Source organism: Pedobacter sp. 01N416, from assembly GCF_056399685.1.
On the sequence record NZ_JBFTRT010000527.1, the window covers coordinates 1 to 3530 of the forward strand.

General features: G+C 39.5%; 2 protein-coding genes and 1 pseudogene. 2 read left to right on the top strand and 1 reads right to left on the bottom strand.

The genetic code is table 11. The annotated features are described in order from the left end of the window. Nucleotides 1–741 (top strand): annotated as a pseudogene (locus AC1DND_RS22890) (DNA gyrase/topoisomerase IV subunit A); the annotation flags it as partial. A 173-nt stretch (nt 742–914) separates the two neighbouring features. Here AC1DND_RS22890 and AC1DND_RS22895 read toward each other — a convergent pair. Continuing rightward, nucleotides 915–2777 carry a Xaa-Pro dipeptidyl-peptidase gene (locus AC1DND_RS22895; RefSeq protein WP_477584903.1) on the bottom strand — a complete coding sequence of 621 codons (1863 nt, stop codon included), beginning with the start codon at nt 2775–2777 and terminating at the stop codon, nt 915–917. Nucleotides 2778–3234: 457 nt separating this feature from the next. Between AC1DND_RS22895 and AC1DND_RS22900 the strand changes: the two genes are divergently transcribed. Then, nucleotides 3235–3530 (top strand): nicotinamide mononucleotide transporter family protein (locus AC1DND_RS22900; protein ID WP_477584904.1); only part of this gene is annotated, 296 nt, incomplete at its 3' end.

A 3530-nucleotide genomic window follows, 5' to 3' on the forward strand; every position in this document is an offset into this window, starting at 1 on the left:
ATCTTGATCCAGAAGTTTGATCCGGAGAAGATTTTTGCCGCAGTCCATTTTGAAGGCAAAGCACAAAATTATTTTATTAAACGTTTTGCATTCGAACTGCAAGCTAATGGTAGGAAAACCATTTTCATTAGTGAGGAGCAGAAATCGAGGTTGTTGTTCCTTACTTCAAATTCGGCAGCAAAAATTATTGTTGATGTTTTAAAAGGTAAAACCCAAATCCCAGAAACATTGGATTTAACCTTAGCAGAACTGATTGATGTTAAAGGACTAAAAGCAAATGGCAATAGACTGTCGCCGCACGACGTTCAAAAAGTAGTGTTAGAAGAGCCTGAGATAGAAATTGAGGCGGTTGAGGAAGCAACAATTGACGAGGAAGAGGATGCTGAAGAAACACTAGATGAGGTGGTTACAAGCGAAGAGGCGATTGCGAACGAGGAAACCGTAACAGAACCAGAAGTGCCGGAAGAGGTAATAGACAAACCTGTTGTAGCGCAGCCAAAACCAAAGTTCGAACGCAAAGAAGAACCTAAAGAAGTGCCTGTGGTTAAGCCAGAAAAACCTGTTACTGTAGAAAAGCCATTAGTAGAAAAGTCTAAGCCAGAAGCCGAACCTGTTAAAAAAGAAGTTAAAACCGACGATAAACCCGAAGCAGAAGAAAAACCTGCCAAAAAGATAGATTTCGAGATCACCAATCCTGACGATATCGATATTGATGACAAAGGGCAGCTGGGATTATTTTAAATATTACTAAGATCGTTATCCCTACCATAGTGTTCCGAAGGAACTCCTTTGGAGGAGAGCTCTTTAAGCGCGCGTAGTTCAATAACTGTTAGGGATAGTAAAAACAATATAGCATCAGAAATCGTGTGATTTATGGTGCTATATTGGCTAAAATTTATTTTAATGAAGCGGCACTATTTTGTCGCTTTTTCAAATGCACTAATCCCACCAACTACGGGTAATGTAAGTGTGGTTCCATTTAAATCAATGGTTAGATGAGTTCCGGCTTTTGGCCAAAGCGTAAATTCTTTATCACTCGAAAAAATCATTAAGGCAATTTTCTTACCTGCGGGTATAATTTGATCATCCGGCTGAAGATTAAATTTGAGCTCGTAAAATTTACCGGGTGTTAAAGGCGCACTTTCAGTTAACGATTTATTGTTTTGAGGATCGGCCCATCCGCGCGTAATTACGTTATCCATTAATTTTACACCATTTCCTTCTGTCCAGGGTAAAGCAACCAACCAAACGGAGAAATTAGCTGCTGGTTTATTGCTGGCCAACTTAACGGTAAACTGTGTTAAGCCTGATAAATGAACTGCTTCTTTTAATGTAGGACTTACATAAAGCAAGCGATGTTCTGAATTTTCGGCTTTTGCCAGCTCACTGCCCGAAAAAGAAACATCATCTACTAAAGTTTCTGCAGATTGTTTCTGTGGTTTAGTGGTATATAGGCTTCCATGGTTCTTTCTTCCTGCTCCAAGGTAAAGTTTTACATTACTGGCATCTGGGTTTGGATAATCGGCGTATGGTGTTGGATTCGAATTAGGTTGATTTTCTCTCACAATCCAGGCTTTGGGATCTTTCTCCACACCGTTTTCAATTCCAAACAAATAACGGGTAAACCACCTGTTCATCATTTTCATTGGAGGCGGGCCACCATGTCCTTGCTGGTGATAATAAATTTGTACGGGTAAACCTTTGGCTTCAGCCGCTTTATAAATTCGATAGCTATGTTCAGGCATTACATTCCAGTCATTAAAGCCGTGCGACATCAGTAAGGCCGCTTTCATGGGTTTCATGGCATTTAAATAGTCTCTACCTGCCCAAAATTTATTGTAATCACCAGTTATACGATCCATTCCCTGGGCCATTTCTTCATCTCTTATTGTTTTATTTGCATATGCTCTTTTATCTTCTGCGCCACTGTGTATGTAATCGTATAAAACATCAACATCTTCTCCTAAATAACCGCCAGGACTTCTTACTAAGCCATTTGAACGATAATAATGATAGTAAGAGGTATTTGGCGCGATAGGTATGATGGCCTTTAGCCCTTCAACGCCGGTAGTTGCCGCTGCAAGCGGGATTGTCCCATTATACGAAGTTCCTGTCATTCCAACATTTCCCGTACTCCAATAAGCTTTAACTTTTTCGTTCCCATCAGCAGTGGTATAACCATTATCCTTTCCCCCCAGCCATTCGATAACGGCTTTTGGTGCTAACGATTCGTTTATTCCACCTACTGTTGGAGACCCTTGCGAAAGTCCGGTACCTGGCGAGGAAGAGTGTATTATAATAAAACCTCTTTTAACCCATTCTCTAATTAAAGAGTTTGAGATAATTGGTCTTTTGCCCGTGCGTGTTACCTCTGGGTGTACACGAGTTACAGCAGATTTTTCGCCAATTTCGTGCTTTACATCCCAAAATACACCTTTATCGTTTCCGGCCGTTCCGGCGTAATATGGGCTTGATTCGTAAATGACAGGTAATTTTAGTCCCTCTGTTTCGGTTTGGTAGGGACGTGTAACATCAACATGCATGCGGTCAGGTTTCCCATCGCCGTCAGTATCAAATGTTGTTTCTACCCATAAATCGGTACGGATCCACTTGTCGGGCGTATCGAATAAGGTTACAATTTGTGCTTCACCATCTTTAAATACAGGAATGGTTTTAGCGGCTTCATTTTTTTCTTGTGCAAAAGCAGAAAAAGCCAATGGAATTAATAAAAAGGGGAGTTTAAATAATTTACCTTTTTTAATATTAAGGTTTATCATGGTTTTTAGTATTAAAATAGTTTATAGTTGTTTCCTTTGTGTTGTAAAAACAAAAAACAAGGTTTTTTTTGAAATTTGCTGCTTCGAAATTAATTAATTATAGTTATATAATGCTATTTTAAAGCGAAGCTCCTTGTATTTGATCATCTGGATGAATCTGAACAGATACGCGGCCACTGATTATTATTTCTTATATTTGCCTTGCTCAAAGGGGTGCTTTTTGATCTTGCAATGTCTGTTGCCTTCAATTTGCTGAGATTATACCCATTTAGAGGTTTAAGCCAAAAGGTTTAAGGTATAGGGTTTAGCCTTAGGCCCTACACCCCCAAACCTTACACCTTCTAATGAACCTGATGCGGGTAATGCCGCCGTAGGAAGAGGTTAAAATTTACAAAACTGTTTCGCCCCGAAAACAGGATCTAATTATTTTTACTGGCTGCAAGGCAAATTATTGTAAATGAATTTTCAAGATTGGTTTAAGCTTTTTCAGGAGCAGATTTTACACACCTCATTAATCGAATGGTTGGCTGTAGGTTTTGGGGTATCTGAAGTTTTACTGGCGAAGAAGAATAGTATCTGGCTTTATCCAACAGGAATAATTTCGATCCTGTTATCGATGTTTCTACTCTTAAATGTAAAGCTGTATGCAGAAACCTTACTGAGCATTTATTATCTGGTGATGAGCGTTTACGGATGGATCATCTGGAAGAAAAGAAAACAGGACGGAGAAAATCAGGTTTCATGGTCGAGCAA

Coding starts and splice junctions, on each gene's coding strand:
- AC1DND_RS22895 (WP_477584903.1), bottom strand. CDS start 2,777: ATGATAAACCTTAATATTAAAAAAGGTAAATTATTTAAACTCCCCTTT.